Source organism: Streptomyces sp. ME19-01-6 (assembly GCF_033793745.1).
GTDB lineage: Bacteria > Actinomycetota > Actinomycetes > Streptomycetales > Streptomycetaceae > Streptomyces.
In genome coordinates this window covers 192,766-210,856 of the sequence record NZ_JARAXF010000002.1, presented here as the reverse complement: position 1 = coordinate 210,856, position 18,091 = coordinate 192,766, and the positions used below count along the sequence as shown (strand labels likewise).

The 18,091-nt window shown below is 71.8% G+C and carries 19 protein-coding genes and 1 pseudogene; 6 read left to right on the top strand and 14 right to left on the bottom strand.

What is annotated here, in order from left to right; all coding sequences use genetic code 11:
* Window positions 1-7: 7 nt before the first annotated feature.
* Genes PV419_RS04535 through PV419_RS04520 form a run of 4 tightly spaced genes read right to left on the bottom strand, consistent with a single transcriptional unit; the run spans window position 8 to window position 3,194 of the window.
* On the bottom strand, window positions 8-1,102 hold the full coding sequence (locus PV419_RS04535) for an ABC transporter ATP-binding protein (protein WP_319686357.1): 1,095 nt from the start codon (window positions 1,100-1,102) through the stop codon (window positions 8-10).
* On the bottom strand, window positions 1,099-1,947 hold the full coding sequence (gene modB / locus PV419_RS04530; RefSeq protein WP_319686356.1) for a molybdate ABC transporter permease subunit: 849 nt from the start codon (window positions 1,945-1,947) through the stop codon (window positions 1,099-1,101). Before modB ends, PV419_RS04535 begins: the two co-directional genes overlap by 4 nt.
* Window positions 1,944-2,771 (bottom strand): molybdate ABC transporter substrate-binding protein, encoded by an 828-nt coding sequence (modA, locus tag PV419_RS04525; RefSeq protein ID WP_319686355.1) that lies wholly within the window; start codon window positions 2,769-2,771, stop codon window positions 1,944-1,946. The genes modB and modA overlap by 4 nt, the downstream gene beginning before the upstream one ends.
* Before the next feature lie 36 nt (window positions 2,772-2,807).
* A complete protein-coding gene (locus tag PV419_RS04520; protein WP_319686354.1) occupies window positions 2,808-3,194 on the bottom strand; it encodes a TOBE domain-containing protein in 387 nt (128 codons plus the stop codon).
* Between the two features lie 271 nt (window positions 3,195-3,465).
* On the opposite strand from PV419_RS04520, the gene PV419_RS04515 reads away from it, so the two are divergent.
* Window positions 3,466-4,197 carry an alpha/beta hydrolase gene (locus PV419_RS04515; protein WP_319686353.1) on the top strand — a complete coding sequence of 244 codons (732 nt, stop codon included), beginning with the start codon at window positions 3,466-3,468 and terminating at the stop codon, window positions 4,195-4,197.
* A gap of 641 nt (window positions 4,198-4,838) precedes the next feature.
* Here PV419_RS04515 and PV419_RS04510 read toward each other — a convergent pair.
* The gene (locus PV419_RS04510) at window positions 4,839-5,504 is read right to left on the bottom strand and encodes a DUF4142 domain-containing protein (RefSeq protein WP_319686352.1); all 666 of its coding nucleotides are present in this window, start codon (window positions 5,502-5,504) and stop codon (window positions 4,839-4,841) included.
* 246 nt (window positions 5,505-5,750) lie between these two features.
* Here PV419_RS04510 and PV419_RS04505 point away from each other — a divergent pair, with 246 nt between their 5' ends.
* Complete coding sequence (locus tag PV419_RS04505) at window positions 5,751-6,242, top strand: nitroreductase family deazaflavin-dependent oxidoreductase (protein WP_319686351.1); 492 nt, start codon at window positions 5,751-5,753, stop codon at window positions 6,240-6,242.
* An 81-nt stretch (window positions 6,243-6,323) separates the two neighbouring features.
* Here the strand turns inward: PV419_RS04505 and PV419_RS04500 are convergent, their stop codons facing one another.
* The 5 genes from PV419_RS04500 to PV419_RS04480 all read right to left on the bottom strand — a co-directional run bounded on the left by PV419_RS04500 (window position 6,324) and on the right by PV419_RS04480 (window position 10,615).
* The gene (locus PV419_RS04500; protein ID WP_319686350.1) at window positions 6,324-6,815 is read right to left on the bottom strand and encodes a MarR family transcriptional regulator; all 492 of its coding nucleotides are present in this window, start codon (window positions 6,813-6,815) and stop codon (window positions 6,324-6,326) included.
* A gap of 66 nt (window positions 6,816-6,881) precedes the next feature.
* The gene (locus PV419_RS04495) at window positions 6,882-8,255 is read right to left on the bottom strand and encodes a hypothetical protein (RefSeq protein WP_319686349.1); all 1,374 of its coding nucleotides are present in this window, start codon (window positions 8,253-8,255) and stop codon (window positions 6,882-6,884) included.
* Between the two features lie 202 nt (window positions 8,256-8,457).
* Complete coding sequence (locus PV419_RS04490) at window positions 8,458-9,261, bottom strand: class I SAM-dependent methyltransferase (protein ID WP_319686348.1); 804 nt, start codon at window positions 9,259-9,261, stop codon at window positions 8,458-8,460.
* Window positions 9,258-9,884 carry a DUF2064 domain-containing protein gene (locus tag PV419_RS04485; protein WP_319686347.1) on the bottom strand — a complete coding sequence of 209 codons (627 nt, stop codon included), beginning with the start codon at window positions 9,882-9,884 and terminating at the stop codon, window positions 9,258-9,260. The genes PV419_RS04490 and PV419_RS04485 overlap by 4 nt, the downstream gene beginning before the upstream one ends.
* Window positions 9,881-10,615, bottom strand: a complete 735-nt coding sequence (locus PV419_RS04480; protein WP_319686346.1) for a glycosyltransferase family 2 protein — start codon at window positions 10,613-10,615, stop codon at window positions 9,881-9,883. Before PV419_RS04480 ends, PV419_RS04485 begins: the two co-directional genes overlap by 4 nt.
* Before the next feature lie 114 nt (window positions 10,616-10,729).
* On the opposite strand from PV419_RS04480, the gene PV419_RS04475 reads away from it, so the two are divergent.
* Both PV419_RS04475 and PV419_RS04470 read left to right on the top strand, forming a co-directional pair.
* Window positions 10,730-11,518 carry a response regulator transcription factor gene (locus tag PV419_RS04475; RefSeq protein WP_319686345.1) on the top strand — a complete coding sequence of 263 codons (789 nt, stop codon included), beginning with the start codon at window positions 10,730-10,732 and terminating at the stop codon, window positions 11,516-11,518.
* A gap of 2 nt (window positions 11,519-11,520) precedes the next feature.
* Window positions 11,521-12,633: a HAMP domain-containing sensor histidine kinase gene (locus PV419_RS04470; RefSeq protein ID WP_319686344.1), complete on the top strand. Its 1,113-nt coding sequence runs from the start codon at window positions 11,521-11,523 to the stop codon at window positions 12,631-12,633.
* A gap of 34 nt (window positions 12,634-12,667) precedes the next feature.
* On the opposite strand, the gene PV419_RS04465 is transcribed toward PV419_RS04470, so the two are convergent.
* A complete protein-coding gene (locus tag PV419_RS04465) occupies window positions 12,668-13,669 on the bottom strand; it encodes an NAD-dependent epimerase/dehydratase family protein (RefSeq protein WP_319686343.1) in 1,002 nt (333 codons plus the stop codon).
* Window positions 13,670-13,788: 119 nt separating this feature from the next.
* Between PV419_RS04465 and PV419_RS04460 the strand changes: the two genes are divergently transcribed.
* Window positions 13,789-14,964 carry a lactate 2-monooxygenase gene (locus PV419_RS04460; protein WP_319686342.1) on the top strand — a complete coding sequence of 392 codons (1,176 nt, stop codon included), beginning with the start codon at window positions 13,789-13,791 and terminating at the stop codon, window positions 14,962-14,964.
* Here PV419_RS04460 and PV419_RS04455 read toward each other — a convergent pair.
* The 3 genes and pseudogenes from PV419_RS04455 to PV419_RS04445 all read right to left on the bottom strand — a co-directional run.
* Window positions 14,885-15,168, bottom strand: a pseudogene (locus tag PV419_RS04455) (hypothetical protein); the annotation flags it as partial. The gene PV419_RS04460 and the pseudogene PV419_RS04455 overlap by 80 nt on opposite strands.
* A 274-nt stretch (window positions 15,169-15,442) precedes the next feature.
* Complete coding sequence (locus tag PV419_RS04450) at window positions 15,443-15,907, bottom strand: DUF5709 domain-containing protein (protein WP_319686341.1); 465 nt, start codon at window positions 15,905-15,907, stop codon at window positions 15,443-15,445.
* Between the two features lie 103 nt (window positions 15,908-16,010).
* Window positions 16,011-16,703, bottom strand: coding sequence for a haloacid dehalogenase type II (locus PV419_RS04445; RefSeq protein ID WP_319686340.1), 693 nt, complete (start codon window positions 16,701-16,703; stop codon window positions 16,011-16,013).
* Window positions 16,704-16,935: 232 nt separating this feature from the next.
* Here PV419_RS04445 and PV419_RS04440 point away from each other — a divergent pair, with 232 nt between their 5' ends.
* Window positions 16,936-18,006: a LacI family DNA-binding transcriptional regulator gene (locus tag PV419_RS04440; RefSeq protein ID WP_319686339.1), complete on the top strand. Its 1,071-nt coding sequence runs from the start codon at window positions 16,936-16,938 to the stop codon at window positions 18,004-18,006.
* The last annotated feature ends 85 nt before the right edge of the window (window positions 18,007-18,091 follow it).

Here is an 18,091-nt window from a genome sequence, read left to right as displayed (position 1 = left end):
CGCCCCCTCAGGCGGGGTACGCGTGTGTCTGGGCCGCCTTGACCGTCGCCCAGACGGTGACCCCGGGGTGGAGGTCGAGTTCGGCGGCGGCGACAGTGGTCAGGTCGGCGGCCAGGGGCAGCTCGCCGGAGAGGTCGGCACGGATCTGGTCGCCGTGGATTTCCAGGCCGGCCACCTCGCAGCGCCAGAGGTTGCGGGCGCTGGAGCCGGTGGGGCGGTCCCGGTGCAGGGTCACCGCGCTGGGCGGGAAGGCGACGAAGACCGGGCCGGTGAGGTCCTCGGTGGTGGTGATCCCGGGTCCGCCATCGACGAGGACCGTGTGTCCTCGGGCCTCTCCCCGGTAGAGGTTGAGGCCGACCAGATGAGCGATGTAGTCGGTGCGCGGATGGCGGGCGATGTCGGAGGGGGTGCCTTGCTGGACGGTGCGGCCGTCCTCTATGACGACGAGGTGGTCGGCCAGGACCATGGCGTCCAGCGGGTCGTGTGTGACGAGTACGACGACCGCTTCGAAGTCGGCCAGGTGGCGGCGGAGCTGGGCGCGGACGTCGAGGCGGGTGCGGGCGTCGAGGGCGGCGAGCGGCTCGTCGAGGAGCAGCAGCCGGGGGTGGGTGGCCAGGGCGCGGGCGAGGGCGACGCGCTGGGCCTGGCCGCCGGAGAGACGGCGGGGTTTGACGGTGGCGTGCTCGGCGAGGCCCATGAGGTCCAGCCAGGTGGCGGCCTGCGCACGGGCCTCCGCCTTGGTGGCGCCGTGGCAGCGCGGTCCGAAGGCCACGTTGTCGAGGGCGGTGAGGTGGGGGAAGAGCAGGTAGTCCTGGAAGACGACGCCCACCGGGCGGGACTCGGGGGGCGTACGGTCCAATGCGGCGCCGTCGAGGCGAAGATGGCCGTCGGCGAGCGGGACGAGACCGGCGAGCGCGCGCAGGGCGGTTGTCTTGCCGGCGCCGTTCGGGCCGAGGAGCGCGACCACGTCACCGGGCGCGGCCGTCAGCGCCACGTCGAGGCGGAAGGCACCGCGCTCGACCACCAGCCGGGCGTCAAGCCCCTCACCGGCCGCACCGAGTGCGCCGACGGCGTCCTGCGTGGCCCTCTGCGTGTCGGTCATGAGGCGGCCATCCAGCGATCCCGTAGCCCCGCCAGCACCGCGATCGACACGGCCAGCAGGACCAGGCTGAGCGCGATCGCCGCCTCCGGGTCGTTCTGAAGGGCGAGGTAAACGGCCAGCGGCATGGTCTGGGTGCGGCCGGGGAAGTTGCCCGCGAAGGTGATCGTCGCGCCGAACTCGCCGAGCGCCCGCGCCCAGGCCAGCACGGCGCCCGCGGCGATGCCGGGGGCGATGAGCGGCAGGGTGACCCGGCGGAACGCGGTGAAGCGGGAGGCGCCGAGCGTGGTGGCCGCCTCCTCGTAGCGGGGGTCGGCGGCGCGCAGGGTGCCCTCCACGCTGATGACCAGGAACGGCATCGCCACGAACGCTTCCGCGACCACGACCCCGGTGGTGGTGAACGGCAGGGTGATCCCGAACCAGGCGTCCAGCCACCGTCCCACGACCCCGTTGCGGCCGAGCGCCATGAGCAGGGCCACACCGCCCACCACCGGTGGCAGCACGAGCGGCAGTGTCACCAGGGCCCGGAGCAGCCCGCGCCCCGGAAATTCGACCCGCGCGAGCAGCCAGGCCAGCGGGACGCCGATCACCAGGCTCACCGCGGTGGCCACCGTCGCGCAGACCAGTGACAGCTGGAGCGCCTGCCACACCTCGGTGCTGGTGAGCAGGTCGGGCATGCTCCGCCAGGGGGCCCTGATCAGCAGGGCGACAAGCGGGAGGACCAGGAACGCCAGACCGATCAGCGCGGGCAGGAGCAGGGGCAGCGGGGCGCCCCCGCGGACGCGGCGGCGCCGCGGCCCACCCGCGCGGGGGGCGGCCGCGGCGCCGGTCTCATCGAGCGGGGTCACGGCTTGAGGAACCCGGCCTGGCTCAGGACCGTCTGGCCCTGGGCGGACCGCACGAGCGCGATGAACGCCTTGGCGACCTCGGCGTTCTTCGCGCCCTTGAGCAGGGCGATCGGGTAGTCGTTGATGGCCTTGGCCGACTCGGGGAACTCCACGCCCTCCACCTTGCCACCCGCCGCCTTCACATCGGTCTTGTAGACCACCGCGGCGTCGGCCTCCTTCAGCACCACCTTATTCAGGGCGGACTTGACGTCCTGTTCGTAGGAGACCGGGGTGAGCTTGAGGTTGCTGGCATCCAGCGCCTTCTGTGCGGCGGCGCCGCACGGCACCGTCTTGTCGCACAGCACGACCTTCAGACCGGACTTGGTGAGGTCCTTCAGGGAGGAGACCTTGTCCGGATCACCCGGCATGGTGGCGATCTCCAGTTGGTTGCGCACGAAGGTGGCCGGGGTGCCGACCGCGTCGCCCCTGTCCGTCACGATCTTCATCGTCTTGGGGCTGGCGGCGGCGAACACGTCGGCCGGGGCGCCGCCGGTGATGCTCGCCGCGAGGCTGTCACTGCCGCCGAAGCTGAACGTGACCTTCGCGTCCGGGTGCTCCTTCTCGAACTGATGGCGCAGCGTCGTGAAGCTCTCCTTCAACGAGGCCGCGGCGAAGACCGTCACCTCGCCGGACAGGTTGTCCGAGGCGGAAGATCCCTTGGTGGAGGAGTTTTTCGCGGAGGAGTCCGAGTCGGATGACGAGCAGGCGCTCAGGGCCAGCAGGGCGGCGGCACCTGCGCCGGTCACCTGAAGCATCCGGCGAGTCCGACGCGCGGAACGGGTCATCACGGGTCCACTCCCTCTGGTCCTGAACGGACTCATCTACGACCTCTCGACGACCACGTTGGTCGACTTGATCACGGCAACCGCCGGAACGCCGGGCTCCAGCTCCAACTCCTCAGCCGACTCGCGGCTGACCATCGCCACCACCCGGAACGGTCCGGCCTGGATCTCCACCTGCGCCGACACATCTCCGAGGATCACGTCCGTGACGATGCCGGAGAGCCGGTTGCGGGCCGAGGAGCCGGTGGACTCCCGCTCGGCCCGGTGCAGCTCTCGGGCGTAGGCCGCGAGGACCGGCCCCGGGATGATCCGGCGGCCCAGCTCGTCGCGCTCCGCCGTCAGTTTCCCGCCGTCGACCAGACGCCTCACGGTGTCGGCGCTGACGCCGAGCAGGGCGGCCGCGTCCCCGATCCGGTAGCTGTGCATACGCCGATCATACATCCGTAGATGCGAGGGGAAAGCCCCCTCTCATATTGCATGAGCAGGGCCTTTCGTCTACTGGCATGGCATGTGCGTTTGTGCGTGATGCGTGTTCTCAAGCGCCGGTCTTGAAGCCCTTCGTGATACCTTCGGCGTCGCCATGCGCTGCTGCGAACTGAGGAGGTGAGACCGATCAAAGCTGTGACAGGTCGGGACTCCCTCTCGCGCAGGGCCTAGGGAGTGCCCGCAGAAGGCATCCCGGAAGGCATGAAACGCTATGCGCTTCACCTCTGAGACGTCGTCCGACGGCGTCTATGAACAGCTCTTCACCCTCGGTGAGATTCCCGGCGTGCTGTGGACACCGGAAGGTGCCGCCGGTGCTCGTCCCCTCATCCTGATGGGACACGGCGGCGGTCGGCACAAGAAGGACCCCGACCTCGTGGCTCCTGCACGCCGCTTGGTGGCCGAGTGTGGTTTCGCGGTGGCGGCGGTCGACGTGCCTGGCCATGGCGACCGGCCGAAGGAGGAGGAGTACGACCGGATCGCGACCGAGAACCAGGCTCGCGTGGATGCCGGAGAGGAGCTGGCTCCGCTGATCGCCGGCTTCCAGGCGCTCGTGGCGCGCCAGACCGTCCCGGAATGGCGGGCGGTCCTGGACGCGGTCCAGGAACTCGAGCACGTCGGCGCCGGCCCAGTGGGCTATTGGGGTGTGTCGTTGGGGTGCGGACTCGGCGTTCCGTTCGTCGCCGCCGAACCCCGGGTCCGCGCGGCGGTGCTGGGCTTGGGCGGGGTGCCGGCTTCAGCCGAGGCCGCCGCGCGGATCACCGTCCCGGTGGAGTTCATGGTGCAGTGGGACGACGAGCGGGTGCCGCGGGCCCAGAGCCTGGCGCTGTTCGACGCCTTGGCCTCAGCCGAGAAGACGCTGCACGCCAACCCCGGCAAGCACGGGGAGGTCCCGGCATTCGAACTGGACAGCACGCTACGGTTCTTCGCCCGGAACCTCGGCTGATACCACCGGGGTTCGTTCGGCGGCGTCGCGCGTGCGGATAGGGCTCGATTTCGCCGACCGGGACGCCACGGCCGCTGCCACCGGGTCACTCGGACGGCAGCGGCTGTGGTCTCACTGCTCCGGCCTGCTCACGCGGATCAGCGTCTGCTGCCCGTTCGCGACGAGCTTCCGGCGGCCCGGAGCGTGATGTGGACGCGCCCGGGCGCGATGTGCGTGATCCGAGCACCGAGGTGGCGCATCAGGTCCTGGCGGGTCGAAGCTGGCCCGGATGCGCGCCTCTGTCTCGGGGCTCGCCTGTTCCTGTTTCCGCTGCGTCTGGTCTTCCACGTGCTCTCCTTCGGCGGACGTCACGGTGTGCGTACGGAGTGAGGCGGGCTCGTCAGCCGGCCAGGCGTTCCACGAGCAGGAACCCACCGATGGCGATCATCTGGCACCGGAGGCGCGGGTGACCGCCCGGGCCGCCGAGGGCCGGGTCTTGAAAACGGCGCGGGCCAGGACTCCGACGGCGGTCAGCCTCTTCTCGGCCTCAGGTATCGCCGCCGCCCCTCGCCTGACGCGCGGTCGGCCCGGACGCGCCTGTCCCGCCGATGGAGGTGACGTTCAGGACCGGTGTGCTGATGCCCAGTTCGAGGCTGATCGCGTCAGAAGGTGGAGGCGATGTCGTCGTACGTGGCCTCGTCGACCAGGCCGGAGTCGTCCAGGACGTTCTGGTGATCCAGGACGGTGCGGTTGACCTCGGAGGCGAAGCGGCGCACCAGGGAGTTCTTGGTGCTGGCGCGGACCTGGGCGATGGTGACGAAGATCTTGCCGTGGGTGCCGCGGAGGATGTTGGAGAACTTCTCGTCGAAGTCGGCGCCCTGGGCGTTCTCCAGGGTGCGGACGAAGCCCTGCTGCTCTTCGCTCGCCTCGTCCGGCAGGGAGACGTTCAGCGCCTCGGCGGTGTTGCGGACGAACTCGTCGAGACTGGAGTGGCCCTCCATGATGTGCAACCCGGCCCGTTTGACGGACTCGCTGGTCGCGTGGGTCTGGGCGAGCCGCCCCGCCGGTGCCTCCCACAGATTGGCCTGGCGCACCTTTTTCAGGAACTCGATGTCGAGTTTGCTCACAGGGCCGGCGGTGGTGACCACGTCGCCGGGCGAGGCCGGTTTGGCGCTCGGGAAGTTCGACGACGTGCCCTCCGTCGCGCTCGCGTTTCCTCGGGTGGCCCACACCACCGCTCCGGCGATGACGGCCAAGGCGACGACCAGGACGGCCGTGATGGTGACGTTGCGGGAGCGGCCGTGCAGCGACCGGGCGTGAGCGGTCATGGTGCCTCCAGGGCTCGGGTGTGGTCCGTCTGGGTGCGGTCCGTCTGAGGGGGATACGGACCCCTGGGTCTTGGCGCTCAGCACGCTAGGCATTTAGTCAGTGCAAATTTTGCAGTTTGATTGAGTCCGCTGAACGCATGGCGGGCCCTGCCGCCCTCCGCTACAGTCCCTCGCCCCGGAACGCGGTTGGCGAGTATGGTGAGCCCAGGCAAATTTTGCATAGTCCAATCTTCTCGGGGGTGAGCGATGAGTGTCCGCCGAAAGCCGGTGCCCCCACCGTCGGGCTTGCGCAGGCTGCTGTTCCGGGCCCCGATCCGGCTCTACCGGTGGCATCTGGGGTGGCTGCTCGGCGGCCGGTGTCTGCTGCTCACTCACACGGGACGGACGAGCGGTCTGCCGCGGCAGGCGGTCCTGGAGGTGACGGGACGGGATCCGTCGACCGGCGCGTATCTCCTGGCCTCCGGATTCGGGCCTCGCTCGCAGTGGTACCGCAACATTCAGCACACTCCGCGGGTCACCGTTCCGGTCGGTCGGCACCGCACGGCGGCCATCGCTCAGCCGCTGACACCGGAGGAGTCCGGCCGCGTGATGGCCGCCTACGCTCTGCGCCATCCGCGCCTGGCCCGCAGACTCATGCGGGTGTGCGGCCTGGAAGCCGATGGCAGTGAGCAGGACTATGACCTGATCGGCCGGGACCACATCCCCTTCGTCCGCGTCACCCCGGCCGAACAACCGTAGGGGCGGCATGGCCAGGCGCCGCCGTGACCTCGCCTACGGCGGGAGTCCGAAACCAGGGCGGCGATGGCCACCCGGCCGGGATCACCAGGTCGCGCGTGCCTGCGGGCTGTCCTCGACGGAGGGTTCGCCGCCCGCTTCGGTGAACGCCTGCAATGCCTCGATGAGATGACGGCGCTGTCCGGCGGGCATGCCGTTGACGATGTGTGCGATCTCCTGCCGGCGCCGAGCGGTTGCCTCGTTCACGATCCGCCTGCCGGCCTTGGTGAGCGAGATGACGCTGGTGCGCCGGTCCTCGGCGGAGACACCGCGTGCGACCATGCCCGCCGCGACCAGGCGGTCGATCATGCGCATCGCGGTCGATGGCTGGACGCCCAACTCCCCGGCCAGTCCGGAGAGACTCAGCGGCCCCCTGCCGTCGAGGACGACCAGCATCCGGAACTGCGGCAGGGTCAAGGAATCCTCCACCGCGGCCAGGGACCGGGCGGAGACGGCGACCAGCAGACGGGACGCGGTCAGCAGGGCGGTGACCATCGCCTCGGCATCGGACGCGGAGGCTGGTGAACGGCGCGACATACGCCCTTTCTACCGTCCCGGCCCGCGACGCTGTGCACCCGCTGGTTCCTCAGACCGGATCCGCGGTCACCAGCCGGTCAGGAGCAGGTGATTGAGGAGCAGGGCGAGGACGGCCTGTGCCGCCAGCCAGGCACGGGGCCGGGTGAGGAGTGCGCACGCGGGCAGGAGCCATATCGTGAACGGTAGCCAGATCCGTTCCGTCTCGGCCTTGCTCATTCCGGACAGGTCGGCGACGAGCAGCGCGAGCAGGGCGGACAGCACGAGCAGGGAGAGGCGCGCCTCGGCGGCGGGGCGGTCAGGCGCGCCTGAGCGGGGGAAGAGGCCGGTGCGGTCCCGGAGGAGCGTGACGCCGGTCCGTCGCAGGCCCGCGGCCGTCGCGAGGCCGACGATGAGCACCGTGCAGGCGAGGTTCGCCCACACCCAGTAGCCGTACGGGCGGATGCCGCCGGCTCCCTGGTAGTAGCGATCGACCAGCAGGCGGTACGCCTCCCACCAGTTGAAGCCTGCGAGGGTGAACAGGAGCGGGACGACGGCGAGCCCGGCGAGCAGAAAGGGAAGTCCCCGGGCCAGGTTCCGGACCCGGTTCCGCCCGATCGCCAGTACGCCCGCTGCGATCAGCGCGATGAGTGTGAGCCCGTAGGAGAGATAGCAGGTTAGGCCGAACAACAGCCCCGAGCCGAACGCCGCGGCACGGGCTCGGGGCCCTTTCTGCCCCGACACCGCGAGCGCGAGCAGCGCCACGGACCAGGCGGCGATCGCCGCGAAGTACCCGTCGGCCGAGGTGCCCATCCACACCGCGGCCGGTGCCGGCACCAGGAACGGCGCCGACCGCCGCGCCAGGCCCTCCCCGGCCAGCACGCGTAGCGCCACCAGCACGGCGACGCATGCCGTGGCCCCGATGGTGATGCACCAGACCCCGGCCCAGCCCCCGCCGCCGAGCCCGATGCGGTCGAGGAGGACGAAGGTGAGGGTGGCCGCCGGCGGATGCCCGGCGATATGCGCGGGCCAGTGGTCGGGGGAGTGGAGCAGGATGTGGTGGGTGAAGTCCTTCAGGGTGGCCGGGATGTCGTGGAAACGGTCGATGACCTGGAGGTATTCGTTCCGGGTGGTGAGCCGGACGGCGACGCCCCGGTGCCAGCCGTCGACGAGGGCGAGGGACCACGTCCAGGCCATGGCGGTGCCCCAGGCCACGGCCAGCAGCGAGCGCCATGGCAGCCGCGCGGCCACGGGCGGTCCGTACGCCACCACGGCGACCGCCACCGCCAGGGCGGCCGGGGTGCCGGGCCCGAGATGCGGGTTCCAGGCCGCGTACAGCGGGGGCCAGCCGACGAACAGCGTGTGGTCGGTGTGCTGGATGTGGCGGCCGACCAGCACGGCGCTCACGACGAGCGCGGTGGCGGCCATGGCGGCGAACAGATCGCGGAGAGGAGCGCGGGTCACACCGGAACGCTAGGCCGCGGGGCGGCGGACCGGGTGGCTCGCGGCCCGGACGTCAGCGTTTCGTCATGAGTCGCGGACACGTACGGGCGCTCGGCGCGGTGGGCCACCGGGAGTGGACCGCGTACGTGCGTGTACCGGCCCTCCTGTCCTGGCTGCTGTTGCTCGTGTGGTTCCCGCTGATCAGCGGCCCGGTGGCGGGCCGTTACCGGTCCGCCACCGGGCTCTCGGCGGACGGCTTCCTCGTCCGCTGGCTGCTGATCACGGCCGTGCTGTTCGGTGGCTCGGCGCTGCTGCTGGTGCTGCGGCTGCGCAGGGCGACGAAACATCGGCCGCCGACCGTCCACTGATCGACGGCATGCCAGCCGGCACGGCTCGCATGGCGCAGCAGGGCCGGGGAGCCCATGCGGGCCCATGGGAACGGGGTGCCGGTGATGTGCCCCGTGTCGGAGACGTGGAGGACCTGGACCCGGACACGTTCGTCGACGTCCACGGGCGCGGTCTCGGCGACCAGCAGCCCGCGGGGGACCAGCAGCTGGGCCAGCCGGCGGAGCAGCGCACGCGGGTCGCCACCGATACCGATGTTGCCGTCCATGAGGAGGGCCGTGCCCCAGCGGCCCTCGCCGGGGACCGGGTCGAAGACCGAGCGGAGCAGTGCTGGGCCGCCGAGCCGGGCGGTCTGAGCGACGGCGGCCTCGCTGACGTCGATGCCGAGCACGCGCCGCCCCTGCGCGGCGAGCGCCGTGACCAGCCGCCCGGGCCCGCACCCCACGTCGAGCACGGCGCCCTCGCAGCGGCCGAGCACCTCCAGGTCGACCGCGTCGGCGGCCGCGCACCACCGTTCCACCTCCAGCGGCAGCAGCCAGCCGTCGGTCCGCCGCAGGAAGAGCGGGCCGCGACCCGTGCGCAGGGCGTCGGAGTAGGGATCGTCCGCGCTCCAGGGAGACGCGGTGACAGATGCGGGAGGTATCGGGGCGGCCGGTGGCGCGGTGTCGTGCGTGGTGCTCATCGGTCCGTGACCTCCGTGAGCCGGGCGAACGCAGCGGCGAACCGGCCGTGCGGAGCGGATGCCGCGACGGCCTCGGCGTCCAGTGCCGTGTCGACGTCGCGGAGTCGGGGCAGATCGCGCACCCGCAGGCCCGCCGCGACGAGCCGTTCCCGCTGGACGGCTCCTGTCACGGCGGTCGACATGGGTACGCCCCGCAGCAGGCCGGGGTCGGGGTCGGCCAGCCCCAGGGACCAGAAGCCCCCGTCCTGCGCGGGACCGAAGCACGCGTCGCAGCCGGCGAAGTCCACGGTGAGGAGCTCGGGTGTCACCTGCGGGGTGTCCATCCCGATCAGCAGCGCCGGGCCGTCGCACCCGGCGAAGGCGTCCGCCAGCCGCTCGTCCAGCCCGCCCGCGCACTGCGGCACCACCTCGAATCCGGGCGGCAGCCAACCGCCCGGTGCCCCGTCGAGCACGAGGACACGCCGGGAAACGGGAGCAGCCGCCACGGTGTGCAGGGTGTCCGTGAGCGCCGCCTCGGCGAGCACCGCAGCCTCCCGAGGGGTGAACGGCGGGGTCAGCCGGGTCTTCACCCGCCCCGGCCTCGGCTCCTTGGCGATCACGAGCAGCGTGGTCGGCGTGGTCAACGGGGGGCTCCTCCTCCTGCTGAGGGTGTGGTGGGTTCGGTCAGCACCCGGCGCATGTCGCGCACCGCCTGCCACGTGCCGCGCCAGGTGCCCGTCACCTTGGAGACGCCGGTGCGCGGCAGGTACGGAACGTCGTGCTCGGCGATCCGCCAGCCGGCGTCGGCGGCCCGTACGACCATCTGCAGCGGATAGCCGCTGCGCCGGTCCGTGAGGCAAAGGCCCAGCAGCGCCTCGCGACGTGCGGCACGCAGCGGCCCGAGGTCGCGCAGCCGCAGCCCGGTGCGACGGCGCAGCATCCGCGCGAGCGCGAGATTGCCCGCGCGGGCGTGCACGGGCCAGGCGCCCCGGCCCTGCGGACGGCGCCGGCCGAGCACCATGTCGGCGTGGCCGGCGCGGACCTCGCTGACGAAGGGGACGAGCAAGGAGGGGTCGAGGGAGGCGTCGCAGTCGCAGAAGCACACGACGTCGGCGGTGGCCGCGGTCAGCCCGGCGTGACAGGCGGCCCCGAAGCCGCGGCGCGGCTCGTGCACGACGGTCGCCCCCAGGTCGCGGGCGAGGGCGGCGGAGCCGTCGGTGGATCCGTTGTCCACGGCAAGGGCGCGCCAACCGGCGGGGATGTGTGCGAGCACCCAGGGCAGGGCCTCGGCCTCGTTCAGGCAGGGGAGGATCACGTCGACAACCGGTGCCGGGCCGTCCACGTGCTCCGTGGGAGAGGTGGTCACGGCCTTCACTCTACGAACGCGAATGGCGCATATCGCACTTCCGCTCCTTACGAAACACGGACGTCGGAGCCGGGCGGTGGCCCTGGGGCGGCCCGGGCGGGGGAGCGGTGCGAGGGTGGACGCATGCAGCAGTCGTACGAGCCGACACCGACCGGGGCCGGGCACGCGGCCGGACACACGGCCCGAGACGCGGACCCGGGCCACCAGCCGGCCGAAGTCGCCCGAGTCCTGGTGGTGGAGGATGATCCCACCGTCGCCGAGGTCGTCTGCGGATATCTCGGCCGTTCGGGATACGCCGTGGACCGGGCCGAAGACGGGCCGACCGCGCTGGCGCGCGCCGCCGCGAACCGGCCCGACCTCGTCGTGCTCGATCTGATGCTTCCGGGCATGGACGGGCTGGAGGTGTGCCGACGGATACGGGGACGCGAGCCCGTACCGGTCATCATGCTCACCGCCCGCGGCGACGAGGACGACCGGATCCTCGGCCTGGAGGTGGGCGCCGATGACTACGTCACCAAGCCGTTCAGCCCGCGGGAGCTCATGCTGCGCGTGCGGTCGGTGCTGCGCCGTACGCGGCCGAGCACACCCGGAACGGACACGCGACCCCGCCACGCGGCCGGTCTCACCGTCGATCCCGCCGCCCGCCGCGCCACCAAGAACGGCACCGAACTCTCCCTCACTCTGCGTGAGTTCGATCTGCTCGCGTTCTTTCTGTGCCACCCCGGCCGCGCCTTCAGCCGGGAGGATCTGATGCGCGAGGTCTGGGGCTGGGACTTCGGCGACCTGTCCACCGTCACTGTCCATGTCCGCCGCCTGCGCGGCAAGGTCGAGGACGATCCGGCGCGCCCCCGCCTGATCCAGACCGTGTGGGGCGTGGGCTACCGCTTCGACCCTGCCGACGGGCAGGGCTGACCGTGCGCGACACCCTGCTCATCGCCCTCCTCGCCTTCCTGGGCGCCGCCGCTGCCGGGCTGCTCGGGGCGTGCGTGTTGTGGCTGGTCCGGCGGCGCTCGCTCATCGCACACCTCGCCGTGCTCGCGGCCGTCGCCGTGACCGCGATGCTCGCCGGCACGCTGGCCGTGGCGTGGGCGATGTTCCTGTCCGCGCACGACCTGACCGTCGTCACGACCGTGGTCGCGATGGCGGCCGTCGTCTCCCTGGCCACCGCCCTGCTGCTGGGCCGCTGGGTCGTCGCCCGCAGCCGGGCCCTGGCGCTCGCCGCCCGCTCGTTCGGCGACGGCGGGGACTTCACCGGCCCCGAAGGCCCGGCGACCGCCGAACTGGACGCGCTGAGCAGGGAGTTGGCGGCGACCAGCGCCAAGTTGGCCGAGTCCCGCGACCGTGAGCGGGCCCTGGAGTCCTCCCGGCGTGAACTCGTCGCCTGGATCTCCCACGACCTGCGCACACCGCTCGCCGGACTGCGGGCGATGTCCGAGGCGCTGGAGGACGGCGTCGCCGCGGACCCCGATCGCTATCTGCGCCAGATCCGCACCGAGGTCGAACGCCTCAACGACATGGTGGGCGACCTGTTCGAACTCTCCCGCATTCACGCGGGCGCCCTGGCCCTCACCCCTTCCCGGACCTCCCTGTACGACCTCGTCGGCGACGCCCTAGCGGGCGCGGACCCGCTCGCGCGCGAGCACGGCGTACGGCTCGTCGGTGACCGCGTCGAACCCGTGCCGGTCGAGGTGGACGGCAAAGAGATGAGCCGGGTGCTCGGCAACCTCCTGGTGAACGCCATCCGGCGGACACCGGCCGACGGCACGGTCGCGGTGGCCGCCGAGCGCTTGGCCGACGGTGTCGTCCTGTCCGTGACGGATGGCTGCGGCGGCATCCCGGAGGAGGATCTGCCACGCGTTTTCGACACCGGCTGGCGCGGCACCTACGCCCGCACACCCCCGGCGGGCGCCGGTCTCGGCCTCGCGATCGTCCGCGGCATCGTGGAGGCCCACCACGGGCGCGCCACTGTGCGGAACGTCTCCGGCGGCTGCCGCTTCGAGGTGATACTCCCCGCGGCCGGGGAGTGAGCGGCCGACGCCCGCTGCCTGTGCAGTGCGGCACTCAATCCCGACGCAGCTCGGCCCGGGCGAACTCGCGCATCCCCTCCGTGAACCCGATCCGGGCCCTCCACCCCAGCTCGGCCCGCAGCCGCGACGAGTCCGCCGTGATGTGCCGGACATCTCCCAGACGGTATTCCCCGGTCACCACGGGTTCGGGCCCGCCGTACGCGGTGGCCAGCGCCCGTGCCATCTCGCCGACCGTGTGCGGCTCGCCGCTGCCGGTGTTGTACGCCGTGAGCGCGCCCCCGGGTGAATCCGCCTCCAGCGCCGTCACATTGGCCGCGGCCACATCCCGTACGTGCACGAAGTCCCGCCGCTGGCCTCCGTCCTCGTACACGCGCGGGGCCTCGCCACGGGCCAGCGCGGAGCGGAAGAACGAGGCGACCCCCGCGTACGGGGTGTCGCGCGGCATTCGAGGGCCGTACACATTGTGGTAGCGCAGCGCCACCGCCGACCCGCCGGTGGCGCGTGCCCACGCCGCCCCCAGGTGCTCCTGGGTGAGCTTGGTCGTCGCGTACACGTTCCGCGGATCGACCGGGGCGTCCTCCGTGACCAGCCCAGGATTCAGCTCGGCTCCGCACACGGGGCACATCGGCTCGAAGCGCCCCGCCGCCAGGTCGGCGACGGACCGGGCGTCCGGCCGCACCCCTTTGTGCCGCTCGCAGGTGTACCGGCCCTCCCCGTACACCACCATCGACCCGGCCAGCACGAGCCGCCGCACACCCGCGTCCGCCATGGCGGCGAGCAGCACGGCGGTGCCGAGGTCGTTGCGGGAGACGTACTCCGGCGCGTCGGCGAATCCGCTGCCGAGCCCGACCATCGCGGCCTGATGGCACACGGCGTCCACACCCGACAGGGCGCGGGCGACCGCTCCCGGGTCCCGCACGTCCGCGCCCGCGTCCTCGCGCACATCGAACACCACGGGCTCATGCCCGTGCGCCGCCAGCGCCTCGACGACATGGGACCCGATGAACCCGGCACCGCCGGTGACCAGTACACGCATGGGCCCACGCTAGGCTCCCGACTCCGCGACACCACAGGACCGCGCCCCCACGTCACGGATCCGTAAGACAAGGCCGCGACTCGCCGACTTCGCCCCCGCCCACCCCCAAGGAATCCCGCATGCCGAACCACGGTGACTGGCAGTACGCCATCTATCTCGACGGACTGACGGGCCGCGTGCCCTCGCTCCCGATGTCCTTCGCCGAGCTCGAGCGGCAGGCCGAGGCCGTCATGTCCCCGGAACTGTGGTCCTATGTCGCGGGCGGCGCCGGTGACGAGCACACCCAGCGGGCCAACGTGACGGCGTTCGACGGCTGGGGACTCATGCCACGGATGCTCTCCGGCGCGGCGGAGCGGGACCTGTCGGTGGAACTGTTCGGCCGCCGCCTGCCCACCCCGCTGCTGCTCGCCCCCGTCGGCGTCATCGGACTGTGCGGCGACGACGGCCACGGCGATCTCGCCACCGCACGGGCGGCCGAGGCGGTGGGCATCCCGATGATCGCTTCCACTCTCTCGCAGGACCCGATGGAGGACGTCGCCGCCGCACTCGGCGACACCCCCGGCTGGTTCCAGCTGTATCCCCCGAACGACCGCGAATTGACCGAGAGCCTGGTCCACCGTGCCGAAGCCGCCGGTTTCTCCGCTCTCGTCATCACCCTCGACACCCTCACCCTCGGCTGGCGGCCCCGCGACCTCACGCTGGCGAGCTTCCCGCAGCTCAAGGGGGAGTGCCTGGCCAACTACTTCAGTGACCCGGTCTTCCGCTCCCGTCTGGCTTCGCCCCCCGAAGAGGACCCGCAGGCCGCGACCGGACTGTGGTCCATGACCTTCGGCAACCAGCGGCTGTCCTGGGACGACCTCGCCTGGTTGCGCTCGCTCACCTCACTGCCCCTCCTGCTCAAGGGGATCTGCGACCCGGACGACGCGCGGCGGGCCGTCGACAGCGGCGTCGACGGCATCTACTGCTCCAACCACGGCGGCCGCCAGGCCAACGGCGGTCTGCCCGCCCTGGACTGCCTGCCCGACGTCGTCGACGCCGTCGGTGACGTCCCGGTCGTCTTCGACTCCGGCATCCGCGGCGGCCCCGACGTGATCAAGGCACTCGCCCTCGGCGCACGCGCGGTCGCGGTCGGACGGCCCTACGCCTACGGGCTGGCCGTCGGCGGTCAACAGGGCATCGAGCACGTACTCCGCTGCCTGCTCGCCGAGACCGACCTCACCCTCGCCATCGACGGCTACGCCTCGGTGGGCGCACTCGACAGGAGGGCCCTGCGAAGGGTGCGCTGTATCGGCTGACCACCTCGAGCAGCAGCTTCGCGGCCACCGTCGCCCCGTCAGTGCGGATCGTGCGGGCCACGGCGGTCGCTCGGGCGCGGGTCTCGGGGGCCAGAGCCGTCCTGAGCGCGGCTGACAGGGACTCGGTGGTCGGAGTCGGACCGTCGTGTGCCGTGCCGTGCCGATGCCCAGGCCGGCCACTCGGCCGGCCCAGTACGGCTGGTCGCGGCCGGTCGTCCGGCCGCGGAGCGGGGGCCGCGTCGGTTGAAGAGGCGGAACTCGACAACGATGTCATCAACAAGATCAGCCCTCTTCGCTCGTGGAATCGGAACATGCGGAAGTTTTCGACAGCATGATGACCATGTCAATGGCGGCCCGGATCGCAACCGGTGGGGACGGCTCCGGCAAGCCACGGGCGCGGGGTCCCCCTACATGCCCGGAGCACCCCGCCAACCCGGCTGCGAACTGACCACCGCGCCGTTCCGCGCTCCCCGTCCCGTCAGTAGGTCTCGGAGTCGGGGATCAGATGGATCGCGGCCTCCTCGGCCGACGCCGCCGCCCCGTCCAGGCCGATGTCGGAAGCGATCAGGTCGGACTCGGTGTTCTCATGGGCGCCCTCGTCCGGTGCGACAAGCCGTCCGGCGCGCTCGCCGCCGACCTCGTCGTCGATGAGCTCACCGTCGGTGTCCGAGGTGTCCCCGATACCGTCGCCCTCCGGAACACCGATGTCCGGTACCTCTTCGGCCAGGCGCTCGTCCAGACTCTCCCCCCGCTGCTGCTCCGCCGCCGTGACACCGGTGTGCTCCACGGCCCAAGGCCTCTCCGGGGGCGAGTAACCCTCGTCCAGGGCCTGGTCGCCGCCCCGGTAGTCCAGGGTGTCCGACGCGTCCAGCAGCCCGACGTCGTCCTGTACTTCCGAACCATCCGGCTGGTAGACCTCGTCTCCCATCGCCTCGTCGGCCATGTGCGCTCCCTAGTCCTCAGGGGGGCGGAAAGCTGGACGCAGCCCTCCTCTCAAGCCTCGCACCGCACCTGCCGTCTCGGCAACGGTCGGCATCGATGCCCGGCTACCTCGCCGTCAGCGCGGTGACCAGTTCGTCCAGCCCATTGAACCGCCAGTCGAAGACATCGGAGCTGGTCGGCGGATCCCCGACCGGGCGCTGGACGTAGGCGGTCCGCATGCCGCCGGCCTGGGCTCCACGGAGGTCCCAGGCGTGGGCGGCCACCATGAGCACGCGCTCCGGTGGACATCCGGCGGTGTCGATGGCGAGCTGGTAGACCTCCGGCGCCGGCTTGTAGGCCACCACGGCTTCGGCGGACAGGGCTTGGTGCCAGCGCAGCCCGGCATGTGCGTTGAGTCGCAGCAGGGCGGTGCGGCTGGCGTTGGAGAGCCCGAGCACGGGGAAATGCTGCGCGAGCCGCTCGAGACCGGCGGCGGAGTCGCCCCAGGGTGGCAAGCGCTGACCCGCTGTGGCCAGCCGGGCTATGGTCGCCGGATCGGCGAGTCCGGCACGGTCGGCCACCAGCCGGGCAGCCTCTCCGTCGATGATCTCGGTGTTGACGTACGCGCGGTGCCCTTGCGCGATGCGTTGCTGCTCGAGCTCGCCATACCGCTGCCACGAGGTGAGCAGCTCGTCGACGGACGCATCGTCGGACGCGGGCACGGCGCGGCGAATTTCCGCTCGGAGCCCGCTGGGTTCGTCGACCAGTGTTCCGAGGACGTCGAAGACGACGACGTCGATGCCGGGGATCTCGGCCATGCGTTCTCCCGTTCGTGCTGGTGTCACCGGATCAGCAGGTGACGATCTTGTCATCGGGCTCGTCACCGGTCAAGGCGGTAACGTGGTGCGAACCGACTGCCCATCACCCGCGACAAGTCATGTGACAGCGGGCCTGGCGGCTGCCGGATCCGCAGGTGAGGGGTCCGATATATGATGGGGCCCCGCCGCTCGGGCTACTCGTCGTCGTGCCCGCATCACCGAGGGGTCGAGGTTGCCTACCATCAGGGATGTCGCCCAGCGCGCCGGGGTCGCGCCGAGCACCGTCTCCTATGTGTTCAACGGCTCCCGGCCCATTTCCGAGGAGACGCGCAGGCGCGTTCAGGAGGCCGTGGACGCGCTCGGGTACCATCCGCGGGCCAGCGCCCGGACCCTGCGCAGCAGCCGCACCCATGTGATCGCGCTCGCCCTGCCCCGACCGGCCGGTCGGCGAAACGCTGTGGACGGCCCCTTCGCCATAGAGGTCAGCGACGCTGCCATGAGCCTCGGCTACGACCTGCTGCTCACCACGTCCCAGGACAAGGCCGAGGGGCTGCGCCGCGTGGCACTGAGCGGGCTCGCCGACGCGGCGGTGCTGATGGCCGTCGACATGGAGGACGCCCGGATCGACGTCGTACGGGAGCTGGCCTTTCCGGCCGCGCTCATCGGCCGGCCGGCCGACGAGGACGCCTTGCCGTGGACCGACCTGGACTGGGAGGAGGCCGCCGTCCTCGCGGTGCGTGAGCTGGCCGCCGCGGGGCACCGCGAAATGGTCTACCTCGCACCCACCGAAGCGGAAGTGGCGGCCAGGCGCAGTTACGCGCTCCGGGGTATCGCCGGTGCCACCCGCGGCGCCCGGAGCACCGGCGCCACCGTCACGGTGGCCCATGCGGTGAACGATCCGGCCGGGCTGGCCCGCCGCCTCCGGGAGCTGCTCGCGGAGCGCGCGGACGACGGAGTGCGTGGACGGCCGACCGCGCTGATCGTGCAGCACCCCTCCGCGCATCACCACATCCTGACCTCCGTGACCGGTGCCGGGCTCCGTATACCCGAGGACCTCACCGTCGTCGTGATCGGCGCCCTGCCCGAAGACCCGTCCAGCCGTCGGCTGCCTCGTGTCGAACTGCCGGTGGAGACGCTGGCCGGCGAAGTGACCCGGCTCGCCGTGGCCGCGGCCACGCTGCGCGAGACCATCGCGGAAAACGCGGAGGCCGCATCCCGGCTGCTCGCCGACACCGTCGGTCATCTGCTGATCGCCCCGGCCCTGCTGCCGGGGGACACGCCGCTCACCGCCGCGCGGACCTGATCTCCGCACGCTTTTCCCGCGCGTCTGCCTCGCCGGATCCCACGAGGCCGGCCCGGCGCCGCTGCGGCTGACCTTCTTCTCCTGA

Excerpts from the sequence above, each read along its gene's own strand:
- PV419_RS04490 (WP_319686348.1), bottom strand. The coding sequence starts at position 9,261 with ATGAGCACCACGCACGACACCGCGCCACCGGCCGCCCCGATACCTCCC.
- PV419_RS04505 (WP_319686351.1), top strand. The coding sequence starts at position 5,751 with ATGAGTGTCCGCCGAAAGCCGGTGCCCCCACCGTCGGGCTTGCGCAGG.
- PV419_RS04515 (WP_319686353.1), top strand. The coding sequence starts at position 3,466 with ATGCGCTTCACCTCTGAGACGTCGTCCGACGGCGTCTATGAACAGCTC.
- modA (WP_319686355.1), bottom strand. The coding sequence starts at position 2,771 with ATGACCCGTTCCGCGCGTCGGACTCGCCGGATGCTTCAGGTGACCGGC.
- PV419_RS04535 (WP_319686357.1), bottom strand. The coding sequence starts at position 1,102 with ATGACCGACACGCAGAGGGCCACGCAGGACGCCGTCGGCGCACTCGGT.
- PV419_RS04445 (WP_319686340.1), bottom strand. The coding sequence starts at position 16,703 with ATGGCCGAGATCCCCGGCATCGACGTCGTCGTCTTCGACGTCCTCGGA.
- PV419_RS04510 (WP_319686352.1), bottom strand. The coding sequence starts at position 5,504 with ATGACCGCTCACGCCCGGTCGCTGCACGGCCGCTCCCGCAACGTCACC.
- PV419_RS04460 (WP_319686342.1), top strand. The coding sequence starts at position 13,789 with ATGCCGAACCACGGTGACTGGCAGTACGCCATCTATCTCGACGGACTG.
- PV419_RS04450 (WP_319686341.1), bottom strand. The coding sequence starts at position 15,907 with ATGGCCGACGAGGCGATGGGAGACGAGGTCTACCAGCCGGATGGTTCG.
- PV419_RS04520 (WP_319686354.1), bottom strand. The coding sequence starts at position 3,194 with ATGCACAGCTACCGGATCGGGGACGCGGCCGCCCTGCTCGGCGTCAGC.
- PV419_RS04475 (WP_319686345.1), top strand. The coding sequence starts at position 10,730 with ATGCAGCAGTCGTACGAGCCGACACCGACCGGGGCCGGGCACGCGGCC.
- PV419_RS04500 (WP_319686350.1), bottom strand. The coding sequence starts at position 6,815 with ATGTCGCGCCGTTCACCAGCCTCCGCGTCCGATGCCGAGGCGATGGTC.
- PV419_RS04465 (WP_319686343.1), bottom strand. The coding sequence starts at position 13,669 with ATGCGTGTACTGGTCACCGGCGGTGCCGGGTTCATCGGGTCCCATGTC.